We start from the raw sequence: 23,005 nt of genomic DNA, 5'->3' as shown, positions 1-23,005 counted from the left end.
GCCTATCCGCACGAGATCGACCCGCTCCCCGGCACACGCCGCGCCGCCCGAAGGAGACCAGCGCCGATGACCGACCGAACCGACACCGACCTGACGCACGGCGGGACCAGCCCGGGAGGGACCGGTCCGGGTGAGATCGCCCCCGGCGGCCCGGGGCGCAACGCCCCCGCCCGGCGCCGCGTCATGCTCAAGCTCTCCGGCGAGGTCTTCGGCGGCGGCGAGGTCGGGCTCGACCCCGACGTCGTGCTCCGGGTCGCCCGCGAGATCGCGGACGCGCACCGCCAGGGCGTCGAGATCGCCATCGTCGTGGGCGGCGGCAACTTCTTCCGCGGCGCGGAGCTCAGCGCCCGCGGGCTCGACCGCTCCCGCGCCGACTACATGGGCATGCTCGGCACGGTGATGAACGCGCTCGCGCTGCAGGACTTCCTCGAGCAGTCGGGCGTGCGCACGCGCGTGCAGACCGCCATCACGATGGGCCAGGTCGCGGAGCCCTACATCCCGCTGCGCGCGATCCGGCACATGGAGAAGGGGCGCGTCGTCGTGTTCGGCGCCGGCGCGGGCATGCCGTACTTCTCCACGGACACCGTCACCGCCCAGCGCGCCCTCGAGACGCACTGCGACGAGGTCCTCGTGGGCAAGAACGGGGTCGACGGCGTCTACACCGCCGACCCGCGCACCGACCCGAGCGCGGTCCGCCTCGACCACCTCACCTACGCGGACGCGCTCGCCCGCGGTCTGCGGGTCGTCGACGCCGCCGCGTTCTCGCTGTGCATGGACAACGGGCTGGCCATGCGGGTGTTCGGCATGACCGACCGGGGTAACGTCACCCGCGCCCTGCTGGGTGAGAAGATCGGCACGCTGGTGACCGCCGGCGAGACAGACGAGGAGTGACCACGTGATCGACGACACCCTGCTCGAGGCAGAGGACAAGATGGACAAGGCCGTCGAGGTGGCCCGTGACCGGATGAGCAACATCCGCACCGGCCGTGCGAACGCCGCGATGTTCAACGCGATCCTCGTGGACTACTACGGCGCCCCGACGCCCCTGCAGCAGCTCGCCTCGCTGCAGATCCCCGAGGCCCGCACGGTCCTCATCTCCCCGTACGACCGGGGAGCGTCCTCCGCGATCGACAAGGCGCTGCGGGCCTCCGACCTCGGCGTCAACCCGACCGACGACGGCAACGTCCTGCGCGTCGTCCTCCCGGCGCTGACCGAGGAGCGTCGCCGCGACTACGTCAAGCTCGCCCGCAACGAGGCCGAGGACGCCCGCATCTCGGTGCGCGCCGTGCGCCGCAAGGCCAAGGAGGAGCTCGACCGCCTCGTCAAGGACGGCGAGGTCGGCGAGGACGAGGGCACGCGCGCGGAGAAGGAGCTCGACGCGCTGACGAAGAGCCACGTCGAGACGATCGACCAGGTCGTCGAGGCCAAGGAGAAGGACCTCCTCGAGGTCTGACCCACGAGGGGCCGCCACCATGGACGTTCCGACGACGCCGCCCGGCCCGGGCGCCCCGGTGCCCGTCACCGGGGGGCCCGCCGCCGGGTCCGCGTCCGGGGCGGGCCCCGTGCCGGGTGCTGACCACGCCGGCACGACGACGAACGGCCCCACCGCCACCGCCCCCTCCGCCGAGGATGCCGCGCCGGTGCGGACGGGCCCCCGCGCGGGCCGCGAGCTGAGCAGGGCGATCCCGGTCGGGATCGGCCTCATCACGCTGCTCGCGCTCTCGCTGGTGTTCCGGCCGGAGCCGTTCGTCGCGCTGGTGGCGCTCGTCGCCGTCGTCGGCACGTTCGAGCTCGCGGCCGCGGCTGCCCAGCGGCACATCGACATCGCCCGGGGCCCCGTCGCGGCGGGCGGCGTCGTCATGGTCGCCGCCACGTGGTTCGCGGGAGAGCGCGGGTTGCTCGCCGCCTACGCCGGCGCGGTCGCGCTCGTCGTCACCGTCGCCGTCCTCGCGCGCCGCGGCACGAACGGCGTCCGGGACGCCGCGGCCGACGTCTTCGTCCTCACCTACGTCCCCTTCCTCGTCTCGTTCGCGGTCCTCCTCGTGCGGATGGACGACGGCGTCCTGCTCGTCCTCACCGTGGCGTTGCTCGCGGCGGCCAACGACACGGGCGGCTACGTGGCCGGGATCCTGTTCGGGAAGCACCCGGTGGCGCCCACGATCTCGCCGAAGAAGTCGTGGGAGGGCGTCGTCGGCTCGGTCCTCGCGTGCGCGCTCGTCTCCTACCTGCTCGTCACCGTGCTCCTCGGGGAAGAGTTGTGGCTGGCCCTCGGCCTCGGGCTCGTCGCGGTCGGCACCGCCACGATCGGCGACCTCGCGGAGTCCCTCCTCAAGCGCGACCTCGGCGTCAAGGACATGTCGAACCTCCTGCCAGGGCACGGGGGCCTGCTCGACCGCATCGACTCGATCATCCTCACGCTCCCTCTCGTCTACCTCACACTCGGCCCGCTCGCCCGGGCCGCGGGCTGACCTGCGGGCCGGTCGGTGAGACACTGAGCCCGCCATGACCTCCGAGAACTCGCCCCGCACGCCCGCCCCGCGCGCCGCATCGACCGGCGCCGCGTCCGACGGTGCGCGCTCGACCGCGCCCACGCGGACGTCGTCCACCGCCGCCGCGACGGCCACCGCCGATCCTGCGCGCGCCACAGCCGCACCCGCCGCCGGCCGCCAGGTCCGGCCCGCTCTCGAGGGCGCGGCCCCCGGTGAACGCCTCCAGCTGACCTTCACGGCGAAGCGTCGCGGGAAGCCGCCGCGGCACCTCGCGGACCTCGCGGTGGACGAGCGGGCCGGCGTCGCCAAGGAGCTCGGCCTGCCGGGGTTCCGGGTCGACCAGCTCTCGCGGCACTACTTCGGGCACCTGACCAACGACCCGGCCGACATGACGGACCTGCCGGCCGCCACCCGCGACTCCCTCGCGGAGACCCTCCTCCCGCCGCTGGTGAGCCGCGTGCGGGACATGCAGGCCGACGGCGGTGCCACCGTGAAGTCGCTGTGGAAGCTCTACGACGGCGCGATGGTCGAGTCCGTCCTCATGCGCTACACGTCGCGCACCACGCTGTGCGTGTCCTCGCAGGCCGGCTGCGGCATGGCCTGCCCGTTCTGCGCCACCGGCCAGCAGGGGCTGACCCGCAACCTGTCGACCGCCGAGATCGTCGAGCAGGTCCGCCTCGCCGCGGCGGCGTGCCGGGACGGCGACCTCGCCGGCGGACCCACCCGCCTGAGCAACGTCGTCTTCATGGGCATGGGCGAGCCGATGGCCAACTACAAGGCGGTCATCGGGGCCGTGCGCCGCATGGTGGACCCGGCGCCCGCGGGACTCGGCCTCTCGGCGCGCAACATCACGGTCTCCACGGTCGGGCTCGTGCCCGCGATCGACAAGCTCGCCGCCACCGGCATCCCCGTCACCCTCGCGGTGTCCCTGCATGCGCCGGACGACGAGCTGCGCGACGAGCTCATCCCCATCAACTCGCGGTGGAAGGTCGGCGAGCTCCTCGACGCCGCCCGCCGCTACTTCGAGGCCACGGGCCGGCGCGTGTCCATCGAGTACGCGCTCATCAAGGACATGAACGACCACGCCTGGCGCGGCCGGCTGCTCGCGGAAGAGCTGAACCGGCGGGGCAAGGGTTGGGTCCACGTCAACCCCATCCCGCTCAACCCCACGCCCGGCTCCATCTGGACGGCGTCGGAGCGGGACGTCGAGGCCGCGTTCGTCGCCGAGCTGCGCGACGCGGGCATCCCCACCACCGTCCGCGACACGCGCGGATCCGACATCGACGGCGCCTGCGGCCAGCTGGCCGCCGAGGTCATCGACCAGCCCACGCAGAAGGAGCCACAGGCATGAGGGGTTTCGCACGGGTCGGCCGCCGCGAGGAGGGCTACGACGCCGACCAGGTCGACGAGTTCTTCACGCGCGCCCGCGACGTCGACGGCGGTATCGACGAGACGGCGGTCCGCCAGGCGGCGTTCGACCTCGTCCCGGCCGGCTACGACCCCGAGCAGGTGGACCTCGCGCTCGACCGGCTCGAGGAGAGCCACACGCGTCGCCGGCGCCAGCGGGCGGTCGCCGACGCCGGCCCGGAGGGCTGGGAGGCCCACGTCGCCGATCTCACGGACTCGCTCCGGCCCCGGCTGCAGCGTCCCGAGCGTGAGCGCTTCGTGCGGCCGAGCTCGGCCGGGTACTCCACCACGGCCGTCGACGCGTTCCTCGGCCGGGTCGAGGAGTACCTCTCGACCGGCCACGGCCTGACCGCCGAGGACGTGCGCGCCGTGACGTTCCCGCCCGCCCAGGGCAGGAAGGCCTACAGCGAGGCGGTCGTCGACGTCTACCTCGACCGCGTCGTCGAGGTCGTGCTCGCGCGCGCATGAGCACCGAGATCGTCCTCCTGGGCTCGACCGGTTCGATCGGCACGCAGGCGCTCGACGTCGTCGAGGGTGCCAACGCTCGTGAGCAGGGTCGTTTCGTCGTCCGCGCGCTCGCGGCCTCGGGCGCCCGCCCCGAGCTCCTCGCCGAGCAGGTCGCCGCGCACCGGCCCGAGGTCGTCGGTGTCGCCGACGAGCACCAACTCGACGCCGTCCGGGAGGCCCTGACCACCGCGCTCGGCGCCGGCGCCGCCCTGCCCGAGCTCGTCGTCGGCCCGACGGCCTCCACGGAGGTGGCCGGTCTGCTCGGGGCAGCCAACCGCGGACCCCACGCGCCTGCTGCACCGGACCGGTCGGACGGGGCGGCCGGCTCCACCGGGTCGGACCGGTCGAGCGGCTCGGACCGGTCGGACGGATCGGTCGGCTCCACCGGGCCGGACGGGTCGGACCGCTGGGAGGTGCCGTCCGCCGTCGTGCTCAACGGCATCACCGGGTCGGTCGGCCTGAGGCCCACCCTCGCCGCGCTCGCGTCGGGCGCCACCCTGGCCCTGGCCAACAAGGAGTCCCTCGTCGCGGGTGGCGCGCTCGTCGCCGAGGCCCTCACGCACCCGGGGCAGATCGTCCCCGTGGACTCCGAGCACTCGGCGATGGCCCAGGGTCTCGGGGGAGTGCGCCACGAGAAGGGCCTGACCTCGCCGGTCGTCACCGGCGTGAGCGACGTGCGCCGGCTCGTCCTCACCGCGTCCGGCGGCCCGTTCCGCGGTCGCACGCGCGACCAGCTCGCCGACGTCACGGTCGAGCAGGCCCTCGCGCACCCGACCTGGGCCATGGGCCCGGTCGTCACCATCAACTCCTCGACACTGATGAACAAGGCGCTCGAGCTCGCCGAGGCGTCGCTGCTGTTCGACGTGGCGCCCGACGACATCACGGTGGTCGTCCACCCGCAGTCGATCGTCCACTCGATGATCGAGAGCGTCGACGGCTCCACGCTCGCCCAGGCCTCCCCGCCCGACATGCGCCTGCCGATCGCGCTCGGCCTGTCCTGGCCGCGCCGCCTGCCGGGCGTCGCGACGCCGTGCGCGTGGGACGCCGCGACCTCGTGGACGTTCGAGCCCCTCGACGACGCGACGTTCCCCGCCGTCTCCCTCGTCCGGTCCGCCCTCACCGCCTCGGCCACGCACCCCGCGGTCGTCAACGCCGCCAACGAGGAGGCCGTGGCCGGGTTCATCGCCGGGCGGCTGCCCTACCTGGGGATCCTCGACGTCGTCGAGCGCGTCCTCGCCGAGCACGACGGCGTCGCGCAGCCGGTGCTCGCCGACGTCGAGGCCGCCGAGAGCTGGGCCCGCGCCCGCGCGCGCGAGCTCGTCGCGGCCGCGTGAGCTTCCTCCTCGGCGTCCTCGTCCTCGCGGTCGGGCTCGTCGCCTCGATCGGCCTGCACGAGCTCGGGCACCTCGTCCCGGCCAAGCGGTTCGGCGTCCTCGTCCCGCGCTACTTCGTCGGCTTCGGCCCCACCCTGTGGTCGACGCGCCGCGGCGAGACCGAGTACGGGCTCAAGGCGATCCCGCTCGGCGGGTTCGTCACGCTCGCCGGCATGTTCGCCCCCGCCCGCCCCGGGCGCCGCACCCACCGCAAGGACGGCCGGCCCACGCTCGCGCAGGAGGCCCGCGAGATCTCCGCCGAGGAGGTCCCCGAGGGCCAGGAGCACCGCGCCTTCCACCGCCTGCCGGTCGGGAAGAAGATCGTCGTCATGATGGGCGGTCCGCTCGTCAACCTCGTCCTGTCGGTCATCCTCCTCGCGATCGTCGTGTGCGGGATCGGGATCTCCGCGCCCACCACCACCCTCGACTCGGTCCAGGAGTGCGTCGCCACGTCGGCGGGCACGGGGGAGGGCGGCACGGACGAGAGCCCGACGACGACGCCCGCAACCGGCGATGCCGACTGCCTCGCGGGCCCGGGCGCCGCGGCCGGCCTGCAGCCGGGCGACGAGATCGTCAGCTGGGGCGGCGTGGCCGTGCAGGAGTGGACCGAGGTGCAGGAGACGATCGCGAGCGGCGGGGCCGTCCCCACCGACGTCGTCGTCGAGCGTGACGGCACCGAGGTCGCCCTCACGGTGACGCCCGAGGTCGTCGAGCGCCCCGTCGAGGGCGGCGGGACCGCGCCGACGCCGTACGTCGGCATCGGACCGGCGTTCGCGCAGGACCGGCTCTCCGTCACCGAGGTGCCCGGGATGGCGTGGGAGCAGCTGACGGGCACCGCGGAGATCATCGTGCGGCTCCCGGTCGCCCTCGTCGACGTCGCCAAGGCCACCTTCGGCCTCCAGGAGCGGGACCCCGGCGTCGTCGGGCTCGTCGGCGTCGGCCGCTTCGCCGGCGAGATCGCGTCGGTCGAGGCGCCGGAGTACACGGGCGTCCAGCGGTTCGCCGACCTGCTCTCGCTGCTCGGCGCGCTCAACATGACCCTCTTCGTCTTCAACCTCGTCCCACTGCTGCCGCTCGACGGCGGCCACGTGGCCGGCGCCCTGTGGGAGGGACTGCGGCGATTCGTCGCGCGGCTGCGCGGCCGGCCCGACCCCGGACCCGCGGACACCGCGCGGCTGCTCCCGCTCACCTACGTGGTCGTCGCCTTCATGATCGGCATGACGGTGCTGCTCGTCGTCGCGGACATCGTCGTGCCGGTCTCGCTCACGGGTTAGCGGCCTCCCCGAGGACCGGCGCCGCCTCGCCGTCCGGCAGCGTGTCGGCACCCGGCGTCGCCCCGTCGTCCGGCAGCGTGTCGGCACCCTGCGCCGCCCCGCCGTCGGGCAGCGTGTCGGCACCCCGCGCCACCCCGCCGTCGGGTTCGGTCCCGCCACCGGGCAGTGCCTCGGCGCCGTCCGCCGCCCGAGCCTCGGCCAGCGCCGCGAGCCGGTCGAGCCGCTCGTCCCAGCCGCGGCCGATGCTCTCGAGCGCGGTCGCGAGCTGCGTGAGCCGAGCGCCGAGCGCCCGGTAGCGCAGGTGCCGCCCCTCGCGCGCGGCCTCGACGAGCCCGAACTGCGCGAGCGTCTCGAGGTGGTGGGCGATCGCCTGCCTGCTCACCGGCAGCGTGCGGGCCAGCTCCGAGGCCGACGACGGCGCACGTCCGACCGCGCGGAGGACCTCCCACCGCGTCTCGTCCGCCAGCGCAGCGAACAGGGGAGCGGGCGAGTCGGGGTCGCCGGGGGATCGGGGGCCGCCGGGGGAGTCCGCGGTCACCGCCGGCCCGCCGGACGCGGCGCTCGCCGATTGCCCCGAGGCTCCGCCCGGTGTCTGGCGCGTTGCGCCGGCCGTCACGCCCGCGCCTCGACGTGGGCGACGAACGAGTCCAGCACCTGGATCCATCCGCCGACGTTGTCGTCCATCGCCGCTCGGCGCTCGGCGGTCGGCAGGTGCCGGAACCCGGACTCGAGCACGGTGACGAGGGTGCGGCCCTGTCCGTCGTCGTCGAGGGTGAACTGCACGAGGGAGGCGGTCTCGCCGGGCTCCTCCTCGCCGAGCTGGCCCCAGACGAGGTCGAATCGGGTCGGCACGTCGAACCGGGCGACCCGGATCGGCATGAGGCCGTGGTCGCGCCACTCGAGCGTCCCGGTGGCGCCCTCGCGCATCCCGCCGGGCACGTCGGCGGGCATGCCCCACCACTGCCCGATCGCCTCGGGGTCCGTGAGGGCCTCCCAGGTCTCCTGCTTCGGGGCGCGCACGAGCACGGTGCGGGTGATGGTGCCGGCGTCGAGGTCGGCGACGGGCGTGGTGTCGAGCGGCGTGCGGTCCATGGCGGGCTCCTCGAGTCGACGGACACGTTGTGCAAGTAGCTGGTTGCAGGTCGAGCATAGAGCCCGCGGCCGCCAGGTGCAAGCGGTCGTTTGCATGTGCCGTTCGTCGTCGTGCGCCGTGGATCGTGTCGCCGGTCTCGCACGCGGGACGTGTCTGGACGGCGGTGCGATACTGGGCGGGTGAGCGTCCCCATCAATCTCGGCATCCCGACCGTCAAGCAGCCGCCGCCCGTGCTGGCGCCGCGGCGCAAGACCCGCCGCATCATGGTGGGCGACGTCCCTGTCGGCGACGGGGCCCCGGTCTCGGTCCAGTCGATGACGACGACGAAGACCCACGACATCGGCGCCACGCTCCAGCAGATCGCCGAGCTCGTGGCCACCGGCTGCGACATCGTGCGGGTCGCGTGCCCCACGGACAAGGACGCCGAGGCCCTCAAGGTCATCGCGGCGAAGTCGACGATCCCGGTCATCGCGGACATCCACTTCCAGCCGAAGTACGTCTACGCGGCGATCGAGGCCGGCTGCGGCGCCGTGCGCGTCAACCCCGGCAACATCCGCAAGTTCGACGACCAGGTCAAGGAGATCGCCCAGGCGGCCAAGGACCACGGCACGTCGATCCGGATCGGCGTCAACGCCGGCTCACTCGACCCGCGCCTGCTGAAGAAGTACGGCTCGGCCACGCCGGAGGCCCTCGCCGAGTCGGCGATCTGGGAGGCGTCGCTGTTCGAGGAGCACGACTTCCACGACTTCAAGATCTCGGTCAAGCACAACGACCCGGTCGTCATGGTCCGCGCCTACGAGCTGCTCTCCGAGGCCGGCGACTGGCCGCTGCACCTCGGCGTCACCGAGGCCGGCCCCGCCTTCCAGGGCACGATCAAGTCGTCCGTGGCGTTCGGCGCGCTGCTCTCGCAGGGCATCGGCGACACGATCCGCGTCTCGCTGTCCGCCCCGCCGGCCGAGGAGGTCAAGGTCGGCAACCAGATCCTCGAGTCGCTCAACCTGCGGCCGCGGACGCTGGAGATCGTCTCGTGCCCGTCGTGCGGGCGCGCGCAGGTCGACGTCTACACCCTGGCCGAGGAGGTCACCGAGGGGCTCAAGGACCTCACCGTCCCGCTCCGGGTGGCCGTCATGGGCTGCGTCGTCAACGGCCCGGGCGAGGCACGCGAGGCCGACCTCGGGGTGGCGTCCGGCAACGGCAAGGGCCAGATCTTCGTCAAGGGCGAGGTCATCCGGACCGTGCCGGAGGACCAGATCGTCGACACCCTCATCCAGGAGGCGAACCGCATCGCGGCCGAGATGGGGCTCGAGGACGAGGCCGGTGCGGCACCGGCCGTCACCGTCCACTGACCGCGGATGCGGCTGTTCCGGGCCTCCGCGCGGCGTGACGCGGCGGCCGCGGTCTCCGTCCTCGGCCACGAGCGTGCGGCCGATGCCGGGCAGCTGTGCGCGCACTACCCGCTGACCTCGACGCTCGCCGCCGTCCAGGTGGTGGGGGGCCGGTTCGACACCTCGACGCCCGGCTCCCGCATGCTCGGCATCGACGGCGAGCAGGGGCTCGAGGCCCTCACCTGGGTCGGCGCGAACATCGTGCCGGTCGGGACCACCGCCGAGCAGCGGCCCGCGATCGCGCAGACGATCGCCGACCACGGCCGTGCCTCGAGCTCCGTGCTCGGCGACGCGGAGCAGGTCCTCTCGCTGTGGTCCTTCCTCGAGCAGCGCTGGGGGCGGCCGCGCGAGATCCGCGGGAACCAGCCGCTGCTCGTCATGGACTCGCCCGCGACGGTCGAGCCGGACCCGCAGGTGCGGCGCGGGACCGTGGCCGAGGCGCCGATCGTGGCACCGGCGTCGGTGGCGATGTTCATCGAGGAGGTCGGCTACGACCCCACCCGCTACGGCAACGGCTACGTCCGGCGCGTGCGCTCGCTCCTCTCGCTGGGGCGGACGTGGATCCGCACCGAGCCGCACCCCGAGACCGGGCAGGAGCGCGTCGTCTTCAAGGCCGACGTCGGGGCGCTCGCCCTCGGCGTGGCCCAGGTGCAGGGCGTGTGGGTGGCGCCCGACCGGCGCGGCCAGGGGCTCGGGTCGCGGGGCATGGCCGCCGTCGTGCGCGACGTGCTCGCCGACGTCGCGCCCACCGTCTCCCTCTACGTCAACGACTACAACACGGCCGGCCTGGCCACCTACCGCCGCCTCGGCATGCGCCAGGAGGGCACCTACGCCACCGTCGTCCTCTGACGGCGGCCCTCACCCGCACTCTCGACGAGTGAGCGGCTTTTCCGCCCGACGAGTGAGCAGACGCGCGCCCGGTCAGCCCCTGCGACGCGCGACGATCAGTCCGTCCCATCCCTTGACGCCCACGGTCTGCAGCGCGGTCGCCTCGAGCTCGGGGTGCCGGGAGATCGCCGCCACCAGGTCGCGCACCCCGCGGACGCGCGGATCCGTGCTGTCGGGGTCGGCGACGGCGCCGTCCCGCACCACGTTGTCGACGACGACGACGGACCCGCGTCGCGTCAGCCGCATCGCCTCGGCGAGGTAGAGCGGGTTGCTCGGCTTGTCCGCGTCGATGAACACGAGGTCGAACGGCTCGACCTGGTCCGCGACGAGCTGCTCGAGCGAGTCGGCCGCCGGCCCCTCGAGCACGTCGACGCGATCGGCGACGCCGGCCCGTTCGAGGTTCTCCCGCGCGACGGCCGCGTTGGCCGGCTCGAGCTCGAGCGTGACGACCCGGCCGGCCAGGCCCACCGCGCGGGCGAACCAGATCGTCGAGTAGCCGGCGAGCGTGCCGATCTCGAGGACGCGCAGCGCGCCCGTCATCGAGGCGAGCAGCCCGAGGAAGGCGCCCTGGTTGGGGGCGACCTCGGCGTTCGGCATCGTCGTCGTCGCACCCGACTCGCGCGCCTGGACGAGCGCGTCGTCCTCGATCGCGAGGGCCTGCTCGAAGTACTCGTCCACCTCGCGCCACGCGGCGGTGGAGGCGTAGCGGTGCGGCGGGGGTGCGTCGGAGGCGGACGCGTCGGTCACGGTGTCGTCGGAGTCGGTGGCGTCGGAGTCGGTGGCGTCGGACGTGGGGCCGGAGCTGCTCGGCGTCGCGGTCATGACCGTGACGCTACCGGTGCGCCCGAGCCTCACGCCCGCCGTCGAACGGGCTTGCCGACGACGGCTCCCAACCGCACTCTCGACGAGTGTGCGGCCTCCGACGAACGCTCCCAACCGCACTCTCGACGAGTGAGCGGCCTCCGACGACGGCTCCCAACCGCAATCTCGACGAGCGAGCGACGTCCGACGACTGCCCTCACCCGCACTCTCGACGATCGGGTGGGTGAGCGCGCCGCCTCGCGCGTCAGGCCATCCGGCGACGGATCCCGTAGAGCGCCCCGCCCGCGAGCGCGAGCACGGCCGCCACGGCGATCGTGCCGCCGACAGTGGCCCCGGTGTCCGGCAGCGACCCGCCGCCCCCGCCGTGGCGCCCGCCGCCGCGGCCGTCGTTCCCGGCAATCGGACCCGCGACCTGGGTGGGGCCGGGCTCGTCGTCGTCGGAGGGGGTCTCGGACGCACCGTCCGTCGGGGCCTCGGACGGGCTCTCCGACGGACCGTCCGTCGGCGTCTCGCCGGGGCCGTCGGTCGGGGTCTCGGTGGGCGACCCGGTCGGGTCCTCCGTTGGCTCCTCGGTCGGCTCGGGCGCCGGCTCGACCGTCACCGTCCGCTCGACGCTCGAGCTGTTCCCGGAGCGGTCGGTCGCCGTGTAGGTGAGCGTGTACTCGCCGGGCGTCGTCGTGTCGATGACGCCGCTGACCTCGGGCTCGATCGCGACCGTGTCGCAGTTGTCGGTCACCTGGACGCCGGTCAGCGCGTCCCACGGGTCGCCGGCGGTCACGGTGAGCGCGGGCGCGCCGATCGCGGGGGCGGTCTCGTCGCCGCTGAGGGTGACCTCTTCGACCACGCTGTTGTCCGGGAAGGAGGCGCCCGTCGACACGTTGGTCGCGGCCTCCGCGCGGTGCGTCGTCACCGTGATCGCGCACTCGTCGATGCTCAGGTGGCTGTAGTTCGCCACGTTCTCCGAGTTCTCGACCTCGCCCCACTCGGCGGGCTCGGGCAGCTCGTCGTTGCGCCCGTAGAACTTCGAGCCCGACGCCGTCGTGCCGGTGACGTAGAGGACGTCCCCCTCGCCCGGGGCGAGGAAGTCGGGACCGACGGTCGGGTCACCGTCCGGCTCGCCGACCGGCACGCCCCGGTTCATCAGCGGCGTGCGCGTGTAGTAGTGGTCGTGGCCGGACAGGACGAGGTCGACCCCGAGCTCGGACATTCCCTGGGAGAGCGCCGTGCGGCGGCCGTCGATGATGCCGAAGTCCTCGGCGTCGATGTCCGTGGCGTGCGTGGCGACGGAGTAGATCGAGTGGTGGAACGTGACGACGACCCACTGCGACGGGTTCTGCTCGATCGCCGCCCGCGCGTAGTCGACGAGCGAGCCGTGGATGAGGTTGTTGCTGTTGAGGTGGATGAACAGCGTCCCGTTGTACGTGTAGTGGTAGTTGAAGCCGCTGCCAGGCCGTCCGCCGTTCCGCGGGAGGTTGAAGTGGTTCCCGTAGGTGAGGAAGTGCGCGACGTCGTGGTTGCCGAGCGTGGTGGCCAGCGGGAACTGCGTGAGCTGGACGGGCTCGTGGAAGGCGTCGTACTCGGCGTCGTCGGCGATGACGCGGTCCACCTGGTCGCCGCCGGAGAGCAGGAACTCGGCCTCCGGGTACGTGGCCCACGCCTGGTCGAGCGTGTCGATCCACTGGAGGCGCTCGGCCTCGAGGTCGGTCGTGCCGATCTGGGGGTCGGCGACGTAGACGAGGTCGACGCTGTCCCCGGACGCGGGCCCCGTGGTGAACGTGTACAGCTCGGACCAGCCGTCCTCGGTGCCGACCTGGTACGTGTAGCCGGTCGAGGGGGCGAGCCCGTCGACGGTGGCGTGGTGGTAGGTGTAGCCGGGCTTGTTGACCGCGAGCCCGCCGGTGGACTGCTCGATCGTCCGCGCTCCCGCCGGGAACTCGGTCTCGTCCATCTCGGCCGTCGGTGCGATGACGATCGACTGGGGGGAGAGGTCGAGGCCGCGGGAGTGCCACGAGAAGTTGCGCTGGGTCTCGCTCTCACCGACCAGCATCGTCACGTTCTCGACGGCGTCGGGCGTCGGCTCGGCGGCGCCCGCCGCGAGGGCCGGGCCGAGGGACAGTGCGGCGGCGAGGCCGGCAGCGGCGGCGAGGTGACGACGGCGCGGGGTCATGAGGTTCCTCCGGGGGCGCAGGACGATCACCCGGGGGCCCGGAACGATCACCGGAACGCTGTCAGGCGGAGGCGAACGGGACGTGACGGATCGCCGACGTCCCGGTGAACCGCGCCCTGACTCTCCCAGCCCGTGTCACCCGACCCGCGGCTACCCGCGCGTCACTGCCGGGCCGAGCCCCCGATGCCCGACCGCGCGCGTGCCGTGCCTACCCCCGCGCGAGCCCCGCGAGGATCTCCTCGGCCTCGGCGACGATCCTCGGCACGAGCTCCCCGCAGGTCGGCACGTCGTGGATGAGCCCCATCGACTGCCCGGCGGTCCACACCCCGGCCTCGGGGTCGCCGGACTCGAGCGCCCCGCGCCCGCGGGCCCCGGACACGAGGTGGGCGACGTCCTCGAACGATCCGCCGCCGGCGAGGATCTCCGCCGCCTCGCGGGCCACGGAGTTGTCCGCGATCCGCGAGGTGTTGCGCAGCTCGCGCAGCACGAGGCGCGTGCCGGTCTCGGTCCCGTCGACGATCGCCTGCTTGATCCCGTCGTGCACGCGGGACTCGGCGGTCGCGACGAACCGCGTCCCCATCGACACCCCGACCGCACCGAGCGCGCGGGCGGCGGCGAGCCCCCGCCCGTCGGCGATGCCCCCGCAGGCGAGGACCGGCACGTCGAGGGCGGCGACGGCGGAGGGCACGAGCACGAGCCCGCCGACGTCGTCCTCCCCGGGGTGGCCGGCGCACTCGAAGCCGTCGATCGTGATGACGTCGGCGCCGAACCGCTGCGCGGACAGCGCGTGCCGGACGGACGTGCACTTGTGGATGAGCGTGATCCCCGCGGCCTTGAAGGCGGCCGCGGCCTCGCCCGGGTTCGCGCCCGCGGTCTCGACGATGCGCACGCCCGACTCGATGATCACCTTGACGTACTCCGCGTACGGCGGCGGCGTCATCGCCGGCAGGAACGTGAGGTTGACGCCGAACGGCTTGTCCGTCAGCTCGCGCGTGCGGGCGATCTCGGCGCGCAGGTCCTCCGGGGTCGGCTGCGTGAGGGCCCCGAGGACGCCGAGGCCGCCGGCGTTCGACACGGCGGCGGTGAGCTCGGCGACCGAGACCCACTGCATCCCGCCCTGGACGACCGGGTGCTCGATGCCGAGGAGGTCGGTGATCGCTGTACGCATGGGGGACATCGTGCCCGACCGCGACCGCCTAACCTGTCCACCATGCTCTCCACGATGTCCTCCCTCTTCCTGCGCACGCTGCGCGAGGACCCCGCCGACGCCGAGATCGCGTCCCACAGGCTGCTCGTCCGCGCCGGCTACATCCGCCGTGCCGCCCCGGGCATCTACACGTGGCTGCCGGTCGGCCTGCGCGTCCTCGCGAAGGTCGAGGCGGTCGTGCGCGAGGAGATGCTGGCGATCGGCGCCCAGGAGGTGCACTTCCCGGCTCTGCTTCCCAAGGAGCCCTACGAGGCCTCGGGCCGCTGGACCGAGTACGGGGACAACCTCTTCCGCCTCAAGGACCGCCGCGAGAACGACTACCTGCTCGCGCCGACCCACGAGGAGATGTTCACCCTCCTGGTCAAGGACCTCGTCTCGTCCTACAAGGACCTGCCGCTGCAGCTCTTCCAGGTCCAGACGAAGTACCGCGACGAGGCCCGCCCGCGTGCCGGCATCGTCCGCGGGCGCGAGTTCGTCATGAAGGACGCCTACTCCTTCGACCTCGACGACGACGCGCAGGTCGCCAGCTACGACCTCTACCGGGCGGCCTACCTGAGGATCTTCGAGCGGCTCGGCCTCGAGGTCGTCGTCGTCGCCGCGGACGCCGGGGCCATGGGCGGCTCGCGCTCGGAGGAGTTCCTCCACCCGACGCCGGTCGGCGAGGACACGTTCGTCCGCTCGCCCGGCGGGTACGCGGCCAACGTCGAGGCGGTGACGACGCCGGTCCCCGAGCTGCCTCAGCATGCCGAGGAGCCGCCCGCGCCGGTCACGGTCGACACCCCGGGCGCCGACACGATCGAGACCCTCGTCGCCGCGCTCGACGCCGAGGTGCCGCACGCGGAGGGCCGCGGCTGGGCGGCGTCGGACACCCTGAAGAACCTCGTCCTGGCCCTCACGCACCCCGACGGCGAGCGGGAGATCGTCGTCGTCGGCCTGCCCGGGGACCGGGCCATGGACCCGGCCCGCGCGGAGGTGGCGTTCGCGCCGGCCGAGGTGGAGACGGCGACCGAGGCCGACCTCAAGGCACACCCCGAGCTCGTCCGCGGCTACATCGGGCCGCGCTCGGAGCACGCGCGCGGCGACGAGACGGCCGTGCGCTACCTGCTCGACCCGCGGGTCGTCGACGGCTCGGTGTGGGCGACGGGCGCCGACGTCGACGGGCGCCACGTCGTCGGGCTCGTGGCCGGCCGGGACTTCGTCTCCGACGGGACCGTCGAGATCGCCGAGGTCCGCGCCGGTGACCCCGCACCCGACGGGACCGGGCCGCTCGAGCTCGCCCGCGGGATGGAGATGGGGCACATCTTCGCGCTCGGCCGGAAGTACGCGGACGCGCTCGGGCTGACCGTGCTCGACCAGAACGGCAAGGCCGTCACGCCGACGATGGGCAGCTACGGCATCGGTGTCACGCGCGCGCTCGCGGCCATCGCCGAGTCGACGAGCGACGAGCAGGGACTCGCCTGGCCCGTGCACGTCGCACCGTTCCACGTCCACGTCCTCGCCACGGGCAAGGGCGAGGAGATCTTCGAGGCCGCCCGCGACCTGGCGGACCGGCTCGACGCGGCCGGCGCCGAGGTGCTCTACGACGACCGGCCGAAGGTCTCGGCGGGGGTGAAGTTCGCCGATGCCGAGCTCATCGGGGTGCCGTACGCGCTCGTCGTCGGCCGGGGGCTTGCGAACGGCGTGGTCGAGGTTCGGGACCGCGCGACCGGCGAGCGGGTCGAGCTGGCGCCCGAGGCCGCCGCCGACGAGCTGCTCGCCCGCCTCCGTGCGGCCGGCGTCGTCGCCTGAGGCGCGCTGCCGCGCCTGACCGAGGCGCGGCTCACCCGTCGATCAGGTGGCGGACTCGCTCGCCGACTCCGCGCCCGCCGAGCCCGGCAGGCCGGGGAGCGCGCCCGGGTCGACCCCGGCGGCCTGCAGTCGCACCGCAGCGTCGGCGGCGGCGTCGACGAGTGCCCCGCGCTGCTCGGCCGGCGCGGTGCCGGCGAGGAAGATCCACTGGTCGAGCAGGTCCGCCTCGGTGACGGCACGGAAGGCGTCGGCGTCGCCGTCGGGCCAGGGGTAGGCGGGCTCGCGGGTGTCCTGCGCACCGGCCTCGATCGCGGTGTCGACGAGCACCTGCAGCTGGTCGGCTCGCTCGGGCGCCGACTCGGCCATCCCGCGCGCCGCGAGGATCTCCTCGAGGTAGCGGGCCTGGTCGAGGACAAGAACGGTGGGTCCGTCGGCGACGGCGGCGACCACCTCGGGCGTCATCGGCGTCACCTCGACGGGGGTCCCGCCGTCGGAGTGCTGCTCGAGCTCGAGCGCGGCGAGGATGCGGCCGGTGGCGGTCGCGGCGAGCACGGACGCGAGGTCGCGCTCGGCGGCGGGCACGTCGGCCAAGATGGCGATCGTCGAGTCCGCCGATGCGCTGAGGAGCCCGCGGAGCTCGGTGACGTCGGCCACCACCGGTGCCTCCGGCAGCGGCGCGTTCGTCTGCCCCTCGGGCGGCCCGTCCGGCCACGCCACCCACACGCCGCCGAGCGCCTCGACCTGGGCGTCGAGGTCGGCCGCCACGCCCTCGACGGCCTCGGCCACGGCCGGGTCCGTCGAGGGGTCGGCCGCGAGCGTCCGCGCGGCCTCGGCGAGGCCGGCGGTCTCGACGGCCACGTCCTGGCGCCACTGCTGCGTCGCCGTGGCGGCGGGCGGCGGCTCCGGGTCGGAGTCGATGCGGATGCTGCAGCCGGCGAGCGCGACCCCGGCCACGGCGATCGCCGCGAGCGCTCGTACGGAGCGGCGGCGGGGGAGGCGGCGGTGGCCGACGGTCGAGGTGGTCATCGCGACGCATCATGTCAGGTGGCCGGCGCGCCGGGCGGCTTTCAGGGGGCGTGCCGGTCTCCGTCGAGCGGCCCGCGCCACCCGCGAACGACGCACGGCCCGCGCCACCCACTCGCGCCTCACCGCCCGCACCCACCACCAGCCGCGAGCGACGTACCGCCCGCACCAACCACCAGCCGCGAGCGACGCGCTGCCCGCACCAACCACCAGCCGCGAGCGACGCGCCGTCCGCACCCGCCACGACCCGCGCGTGTGCTCCACGACGCCTCCACCCGGCTCGTGGCCGCGCGGCCCGGGCGGTAGTCTGGGGGACTGCCCCGGGGAGCCAACCGGGACGACGAGGAGGATCGCGTGACCACCCCATCGAGCAGCACACCGTCCGACCGGGTCCGCGCCGCGGCCTCGGGCGCCGTCGAGCAGGCGGGTCTCGTCGTCGAGGACGTCGAGGTCGCCGGCACCGGCACCCGGAAGGTCGTCCGACTCACCGTCGACCTCCCCGACGGGCCCGGGGGAGTGACCTCCGACCAGATCGGTGACGTCTCCCGCGCCGTGTCGGCCGCCATGGACGAGCACGACGCCGTCGACGGCACCTACACCCTCGAGGTCTCCACGCCCGGGACCGACCGCCCCCTGACCGAGCCGCGGCACTTCCGCCGCGCCGTCGGGCGGCTGCTCGACCTCACGACCGCCGACGGGCGCCGCACCGCGCGCCTCACCGGCGTCGAGGGCGACACCCTGCAGCTCACCGACGAGCAGGGGACTCACGAGGTCCCGCTCGCCGACGTCACCCGCGCCCGCGTCGAGGTCGAGCTCACGCGGCCCTGACCGCGAGCCGACCCCGCCCGCGAGCCGACCTGCCCGAAGAAAGAGGACACCATGGACATCGACATGCAGGCCCTGCGCATGGTCGAGGCCGACCGGGGCATCCCGCTCGACACCCTCGTCGCCGCGATCGAGGAGGCGCTGCTCGGTGCCTACGAGCGCACGCCCGGCGCGGTGAGCCCGGCCCGGATCGACCTCGACCGCCGCACGGGCACCGTCACGGTGCTCGCGACCGAGACGGACGAGGAGGGCAACGCGATGGGCGAGTTCGACGACACGCCGTCGGGCTTCGGCCGCATCGCCACCGCCACCGCTCGCTCGGTCATCGTCCAGCGCCTGCGGGACGCGGAGGACGACCAGGTGATGGGGTCCTACCGGGACAAGGCGGGCGGCCTGCTCTCGGGCATCGTCCAGCAGGGCCGCGACCCGCGGAAGGTGCTCGTCCAGCTGCCCGACAAGGTCGAGGCCGAGCTGCCGCAGCACGAGCAGGTTCCGACGGAGTCCTACAAGCACAACGACCGCCTGCGCGCCTACGTCGTCGACGTCTCGCGCGGGGCGCGTGGCCCGCAGATCACGCTCTCGCGCACGCACCCCGAGCTCGTGCGTCAGCTCTTCGCGCTCGAGGTCCCCGAGGTCGCGGACGGGTCGGTCGTCATCGAGTCGATCGCGCGCGAGGCCGGGCACCGCACGAAGCTCGCCGTCCGCTCCACCGTGCCCGGGCTCAACGCCAAGGGAGCCTGCATCGGCCCGATGGGCGCGCGCGTGCGGGCCGTGATGAGCGAGCTGCACGGCGAGAAGATCGACATCGTCGACTACTCCGAGGACCCGGCCACGTTCGTCGGGTTCGCGCTCTCGCCGGCCAAGGTCGCGAGCGTGACGGTGGTCGATCCGGACGCGCGCGCCGCCCGCGTCGTGGTGCCGGACTACCAGCTCTCCCTCGCGATCGGCAAGGAGGGCCAGAACGCCCGCCTCGCCGCGCGCCTGACGGGCTGGCGCATCGACATCCGCTCCGACGCCGCCCCCGCCGAGCCCACGACCAGCGCCGGCGAGCCGAGCGCAACGGACCCCGCCACCGGCCCCGCCGGCGCGTCCTCTGCCGCCGCTCCTACCAGCCCGGACGCCGGCGGCACGTCCGCCGTGCCGGACGACGGCACGCAGGCCGGGTGAGGGGCGCCACGAGGTTCGCCCCGGAGCCGAGCGGCGGAAAGGGTACGATGGTCGACGGCGTCGGCACCCCTGCCCCCGACGGGGCCGGACCGAACGGCCCGATGCGCACCTGCATCGGCTGCCGGGCCGTCGCCGGCCGGTCGCACCTCGTGCGGATCGTGCTCGCCCCTCCCGCCCGTGCGGTGGTGGACGAGTCGGCATCCGCACCCGGCAGGGGGGCGTGGCTCCATCCGGAGCCTGCCTGCCTGGACCAGGCGGTTCGCCGCCGTGCGTTCGCGCGGGCCCTGCGTGCAGCGGGGCCGGTGGACACCGGTGACGTGACGCGCTGGTTCGCGGCCGCGACGATCGACGACACACCGTCGTCGAGGTCAGATCGAGATGAAAGCGGGTTGGAAGCCGATGGGCACCCGATGAGTACCCAGCGATGAGCTGCCAGCAATAACCACGGTCCGCCCTGTCCCGGGACGGTCCGAGACAGGAGAGATGTGGCCAAGGTCCGCGTTCACGAGCTCGCGAAGGAGCTCGGCGTCGACAGCAAGACGGTCATGGCGACGCTGCGAGAGCAGGGAGAGTTCGTCAAGTCCGCCTCCTCCACTGTGGAGGCCCCAGTCATCAGGCGTCTGAAGGAGCACTACGACGCCAACCCGCCGGCGACCAAGAAGAAGGCGCCGGCAGCCTCGAAGTCCCCGGCCCGCTCGGGCGGCTCGTCGTCGGGCAAGGCCCCGACGCCGGGCCCGCGCCCGGCCGCGCCCGCCGAGCAGCCGGCCACGAGCGACGCCCCGGCGTCGTGGTCGGAGCAGGCTCCGACCCCCGGGGCGACCCCGGCCGCGCCGGCGACCGAGGCGACCCCGGCGGCTCCCGCCGCCGCGGCGACCCCGGCCCCGACGCCCGCCCCTGCGCCGCCGGCGCCGACCGCCCCCGCGGGTGACGCCCCGGCGTCGTCCGACCAGGGCTCCGCCGCCTCCGAGGCTCCCGCCGCCACGCCGACCCCGGCATCAGCGGCACCGACCCCGGCGGCACCCACGCCCGCGGCCCCGACCCCGAAGGCGGCAGCGCCCACCCCGAGGTCGGCCGCGCCGACCCCGGCGAGCGCACGTCCCGGCCAGGGCTCGCGCGGCGACTCGGGTCGCGGCGACTCCGGCCGTGGCGGTCGTGACCAGGGCCGCTCCGGCGGTCGTGAGTCGACCCCGCGTCCGGGCAACAACCCGTTCGCGTCGTCGCAGGGCATGCCCCGGTCGGGCGGCTCCGGCGGCTCGGGCGGTCCGCGCCCCGGTGCGCCGCGTCCGGGCAACAACCCGTTCGCGTCGTCGCAGGGAATGCCCCGCCCGGGCGGCTCCGGCGGTCCTCGCCCGGGTGCCACGCCCGGCCCGCGGCCCGGCGGCGGCCCGCGCCCGAACCCGAACATGATGCCCGGCCAGTCGAGCGTCGGCCGTCCGGGGGCGAACCAGCGTCCCGGCGGTCGCGGTCGTCCCGGCGGCGGCGGTCGACCGGGCGGCGGCCCGGGTGGTCCCGGTGGCTCCGGCGGCGGTCCCGGCGGCGGTGCGTTCCGCGGTCGTGGCGGTCGTGGGGCGACCCAGGGTGCGTTCGGTCGCTCCGGCGGCCGTCCCGTGCGCGGACGGAAGTCGAAGCGCGCGAAGCGCCAGGAGTTCGAGCAGCAGAGCGCGCCGTCGCTCGGCGGCGTCCAGGTCCCGCGCGGCGACGGCTCGACCGTCGTCCGCATCCGGGCCGGCGCCTCGCTGTCCGACTTCGCCGACAAGATCGACGTCAACCCGGCGTCGCTCGTCACCGTCCTGTTCCACCTGGGCGAGATGGCCACGGCGACCCAGTCGCTCGACGAGGACACGTTCAAGGTCCTCGGCGAGGAGCTCGGGTACGTCATCGAGATCGTGTCGCCGGAGGACGAGGACCGCGAGCTGCTCGAGCAGTTCGATATCGACCTCGATGCCGAGCTCGAGGCCGAGACCGACGAGGAGCTGTTCCCCCGTCCGCCGGTCGTCACCGTCATGGGTCACGTCGACCACGGAAAGACCAAGCTGCTCGACGCGGTGCGGTCCACGGACGTGGTCGCCGGCGAGCACGGCGGCATCACGCAGCACATCGGTGCGTACCAGGTCTCCGTCGAGCACGAGGACGTGGAGCGCGCGCTGACGTTCATCGACACCCCGGGTCACGAGGCCTTCACGGCCATGCGTGCCCGTGGTGCCGACGTCACGGACATCGCGATCCTCGTGGTGGCCGCGGACGACGGCGTCATGCCGCAGACGATCGAGGCGCTCAACCACGCGCAGGCGGCCAGCGTGCCGATCGTGGTGGCGGTCAACAAGATCGACGTCGAGGGGGCGAACCCCGCGAAGATCCGGCAGCAGCTCACCGAGTACAACCTGGTGGCGGAGGAGTACGGCGGCGACACGATGTTCGTCGACGTCTCGGCCAAGAACCGCACCGGCATCGACGACCTGCTCGAGGCGGTCCTGCTCACCGCGGACGCCGCCCTCGAGCTGACGGCGAACCCGGACAAGGACGCGCGCGGCGTGGCCATCGAGGCCAACCTCGACAAGGGGCGCGGCTCGGTCGCGACCGTGCTCGTCCAGTCGGGCACGCTCAAGGTCGGCGACTCGATCGTCGCGGGTACGGCCCACGGCCGCGTCCGCGCGATGCAGGACGAGCACGGCGCGAACGTCAAGGAGGCCGGCCCCTCGCGGCCGGTCCAGGTCCTCGGCCTGGCCTCCGTGCCGCGGGCCGGTGACACGTTCATCGTCGCGCCCGACGACCGCACCGCCCGGCAGATCGCCGACAAGCGTGAGGCCGCCGAGCGCGCCGCGACCCTGGCGAAGCGCCGCAAGCGCATCTCGCTGGAGGACTTCACCAAGGCGCTCGAGGAGGGGAAGGTCGACCACCTCAACCTCATCCTCAAGGGCGACGTGTCCGGTGCCGTCGAGGCGCTCGAGGACTCGCTGCTCAAGATCGACGTCGGCGACGAGGTCGCGCTGCGCATCATCCACCGCGGCGTCGGTGCGATCACGCAGAACGACGTCAACCTCGCGACCGTCGACAACGCGGTCATCGTCGGCTTCAACGTGCGTCCCGCCGAGCGGGTCACGGAGCTGGCCGACCGCGAGGGCGTCGAGATGAAGTTCTACTCGGTCATCTACGACGCGATCGAGGACGTCGAGAGCGCGCTCAAGGGCATGCTCAAGCCGGAGTACGAGGAGGTGGAGCTCGGTACCGCCGAGATCCGCCAGGTGTTCCGCTCCTCGAAGTTCGGCAACATCGCCGGTTCGATCGTCCGGTCGGGCCTCATCCGTCGCAACGCCTCCGCGCGGCTCGTCCGCGACGGCGTCGTGGTGGCGGGCGACCTCAAGATCGACTCGCTGCGCCGGGAGAAGGACGACGTCACCGAGGTCCGCGAGGGCTTCGAGTGCGGTATCAACCTCGGCTACCGCGACATCGAGGAGGGCGACGTCATCGAGACGTTCGAGATGCGGGAGAAGCCCCGCGCCTGATCGTGTCCGACGATCCTTCCGCCGCGGGGTGGGGGGGGGAGGGGGAGGTGGGTGGTGGGGGCCCGACGATGATGGAACAAACCCCAA

General features: G+C 73.9%; 20 protein-coding genes. 14 read left to right on the top strand and 6 right to left on the bottom strand.

Features of this window, described 5'->3' with window-relative positions:
- The first annotated feature begins 183 nt into the window (after positions 1 to 183).
- The 7 genes from pyrH to ACZLMO_RS10270 are packed head-to-tail and all read left to right on the top strand — an operon-like array spanning position 184 to position 7,050.
- A complete protein-coding gene (pyrH, locus tag ACZLMO_RS10300) occupies positions 184 to 891 on the top strand; it encodes a UMP kinase (protein WP_425713187.1) in 708 nt (235 codons plus the stop codon).
- Positions 892 to 895: 4 nt separating this feature from the next.
- A complete protein-coding gene (frr, locus tag ACZLMO_RS10295; protein WP_425712960.1) occupies positions 896 to 1,453 on the top strand; it encodes a ribosome recycling factor in 558 nt (185 codons plus the stop codon).
- A 19-nt stretch (positions 1,454 to 1,472) separates the two neighbouring features.
- Positions 1,473 to 2,468: a phosphatidate cytidylyltransferase gene (locus tag ACZLMO_RS10290; RefSeq protein ID WP_463653690.1), complete on the top strand. Its 996-nt coding sequence runs from the start codon at positions 1,473 to 1,475 to the stop codon at positions 2,466 to 2,468.
- Positions 2,469 to 2,502: 34 nt separating this feature from the next.
- Positions 2,503 to 3,840: a dual-specificity RNA methyltransferase RlmN gene (gene rlmN, locus ACZLMO_RS10285; RefSeq protein WP_463653689.1), complete on the top strand. Its 1,338-nt coding sequence runs from the start codon at positions 2,503 to 2,505 to the stop codon at positions 3,838 to 3,840.
- Complete coding sequence (locus ACZLMO_RS10280) at positions 3,837 to 4,364, top strand: DivIVA domain-containing protein (protein ID WP_463653688.1); 528 nt, start codon at positions 3,837 to 3,839, stop codon at positions 4,362 to 4,364. Before rlmN ends, ACZLMO_RS10280 begins: the two co-directional genes overlap by 4 nt.
- A complete protein-coding gene (locus ACZLMO_RS10275) occupies positions 4,361 to 5,737 on the top strand; it encodes a 1-deoxy-D-xylulose-5-phosphate reductoisomerase (protein ID WP_463653687.1) in 1,377 nt (458 codons plus the stop codon). The genes ACZLMO_RS10280 and ACZLMO_RS10275 overlap by 4 nt, the downstream gene beginning before the upstream one ends.
- The gene (locus tag ACZLMO_RS10270) at positions 5,734 to 7,050 is read left to right on the top strand and encodes a M50 family metallopeptidase (RefSeq protein ID WP_463653686.1); all 1,317 of its coding nucleotides are present in this window, start codon (positions 5,734 to 5,736) and stop codon (positions 7,048 to 7,050) included. The genes ACZLMO_RS10275 and ACZLMO_RS10270 overlap by 4 nt, the downstream gene beginning before the upstream one ends.
- On the opposite strand, the gene ACZLMO_RS10265 is transcribed toward ACZLMO_RS10270, so the two are convergent.
- Both ACZLMO_RS10265 and ACZLMO_RS10260 read right to left on the bottom strand, forming a co-directional pair.
- Entirely contained in the window at positions 7,040 to 7,588 is a 549-nt protein-coding gene (locus tag ACZLMO_RS10265; RefSeq protein WP_463653685.1) for an ArsR/SmtB family transcription factor, read from the bottom strand. The genes ACZLMO_RS10270 and ACZLMO_RS10265 overlap by 11 nt on opposite strands.
- Positions 7,589 to 7,662: 74 nt before the next feature.
- Positions 7,663 to 8,142: an SRPBCC domain-containing protein gene (locus ACZLMO_RS10260; RefSeq protein WP_425712967.1), complete on the bottom strand. Its 480-nt coding sequence runs from the start codon at positions 8,140 to 8,142 to the stop codon at positions 7,663 to 7,665.
- A 180-nt stretch (positions 8,143 to 8,322) separates the two neighbouring features.
- Between ACZLMO_RS10260 and ispG the strand changes: the two genes are divergently transcribed.
- Both ispG and ACZLMO_RS10250 read left to right on the top strand, forming a co-directional pair.
- A complete protein-coding gene (gene ispG, locus ACZLMO_RS10255) occupies positions 8,323 to 9,489 on the top strand; it encodes a flavodoxin-dependent (E)-4-hydroxy-3-methylbut-2-enyl-diphosphate synthase (protein ID WP_425712968.1) in 1,167 nt (388 codons plus the stop codon).
- 6 nt (positions 9,490 to 9,495) lie between these two features.
- The gene (locus ACZLMO_RS10250; RefSeq protein WP_425712969.1) at positions 9,496 to 10,377 is read left to right on the top strand and encodes a GNAT family N-acetyltransferase; all 882 of its coding nucleotides are present in this window, start codon (positions 9,496 to 9,498) and stop codon (positions 10,375 to 10,377) included.
- 72 nt (positions 10,378 to 10,449) lie between these two features.
- Here the strand turns inward: ACZLMO_RS10250 and ACZLMO_RS10245 are convergent, their stop codons facing one another.
- From ACZLMO_RS10245 to ACZLMO_RS10235, 3 genes are all read right to left on the bottom strand, one after another.
- Positions 10,450 to 11,238, bottom strand: a complete 789-nt coding sequence (locus tag ACZLMO_RS10245; RefSeq protein ID WP_425712970.1) for an O-methyltransferase — start codon at positions 11,236 to 11,238, stop codon at positions 10,450 to 10,452.
- Positions 11,239 to 11,482: 244 nt separating this feature from the next.
- The gene (locus tag ACZLMO_RS10240) at positions 11,483 to 13,405 is read right to left on the bottom strand and encodes an immunoglobulin-like domain-containing protein (protein ID WP_463653684.1); all 1,923 of its coding nucleotides are present in this window, start codon (positions 13,403 to 13,405) and stop codon (positions 11,483 to 11,485) included.
- Positions 13,406 to 13,613: 208 nt separating this feature from the next.
- Positions 13,614 to 14,573, bottom strand: a complete 960-nt coding sequence (locus tag ACZLMO_RS10235; RefSeq protein ID WP_425712972.1) for an NAD(P)H-dependent flavin oxidoreductase — start codon at positions 14,571 to 14,573, stop codon at positions 13,614 to 13,616.
- Between the two features lie 42 nt (positions 14,574 to 14,615).
- On the opposite strand from ACZLMO_RS10235, the gene ACZLMO_RS10230 reads away from it, so the two are divergent.
- Complete coding sequence (locus ACZLMO_RS10230) at positions 14,616 to 16,400, top strand: proline--tRNA ligase (RefSeq protein ID WP_425712973.1); 1,785 nt, start codon at positions 14,616 to 14,618, stop codon at positions 16,398 to 16,400.
- 42 nt (positions 16,401 to 16,442) lie between these two features.
- Here the strand turns inward: ACZLMO_RS10230 and ACZLMO_RS10225 are convergent, their stop codons facing one another.
- Positions 16,443 to 17,426, bottom strand: a complete 984-nt coding sequence (locus ACZLMO_RS10225) for a hypothetical protein (protein WP_425712974.1) — start codon at positions 17,424 to 17,426, stop codon at positions 16,443 to 16,445.
- 351 nt (positions 17,427 to 17,777) lie between these two features.
- On the opposite strand from ACZLMO_RS10225, the gene ACZLMO_RS10220 reads away from it, so the two are divergent.
- Genes ACZLMO_RS10220 through infB form a run of 4 tightly spaced genes read left to right on the top strand, consistent with a single transcriptional unit; the run spans position 17,778 to position 22,918 of the window.
- Positions 17,778 to 18,251, top strand: a complete 474-nt coding sequence (locus ACZLMO_RS10220; RefSeq protein WP_425712975.1) for a ribosome maturation factor RimP — start codon at positions 17,778 to 17,780, stop codon at positions 18,249 to 18,251.
- 51 nt (positions 18,252 to 18,302) lie between these two features.
- Positions 18,303 to 19,415, top strand: a complete 1,113-nt coding sequence (gene nusA / locus ACZLMO_RS10215) for a transcription termination factor NusA (RefSeq protein ID WP_425712976.1) — start codon at positions 18,303 to 18,305, stop codon at positions 19,413 to 19,415.
- Between the two features lie 47 nt (positions 19,416 to 19,462).
- A complete protein-coding gene (locus ACZLMO_RS10210; protein ID WP_425712977.1) occupies positions 19,463 to 19,843 on the top strand; it encodes a YlxR family protein in 381 nt (126 codons plus the stop codon).
- A 57-nt stretch (positions 19,844 to 19,900) separates the two neighbouring features.
- The gene (infB, locus tag ACZLMO_RS10205; RefSeq protein WP_425712978.1) at positions 19,901 to 22,918 is read left to right on the top strand and encodes a translation initiation factor IF-2; all 3,018 of its coding nucleotides are present in this window, start codon (positions 19,901 to 19,903) and stop codon (positions 22,916 to 22,918) included.
- The last annotated feature ends 87 nt before the right edge of the window (positions 22,919 to 23,005 follow it).

The sequence above is a fragment of the Georgenia sp. G2120 genome (assembly GCF_055326485.1).
Note: the sequence above shows the minus strand (reverse complement) of the source record. Positions and strands in the feature narration are given on the sequence as shown.